At 56.4% G+C, this 296-nt stretch carries 1 protein-coding gene; it reads right to left on the bottom strand.

Translation table 11 applies throughout. The annotated features are described in order from the left end of the window. A partial coding sequence (locus AC3XQU_RS23655; protein ID WP_489876580.1) for a hypothetical protein occupies window positions 1-296 on the bottom strand: 296 nt, incomplete at both ends.

The following is a 296-nucleotide window of genomic DNA, read 5'->3' as shown; positions in this document are numbered from 1 at the left end:
CTGACCTTTAAAACAGTAGGTCTGGCTGGCCCAGTCAAACGTTACGGCAATATCAAACGGCAGGGGTTCAGGCGCCACAAGCGCCTCGGCTGCCAATTGTTCATCCGTAGCAAACAGGCCGTCATGTGCATCCAGCACCTTACCCAACAGCGGATCAATCGGACTGTTGTCAGCAATAATAAAGCCCGCTTCGATGTTGTTGTGGCGCCCGTCAGCCTGCCCGCCGACTCGTGCATTGGCCCCCGCATGGGTAAAGTTCCAGGAACCGATCGCCAGGTGCCTGGAAGTCTTCCAGA

The organism is Telluria sp. AZSoR62 (assembly GCF_058111565.1).
The sequence above is the reverse complement of the archived record's forward strand: the minus strand, read 5'-3'. Positions and strand labels throughout refer to the sequence as shown.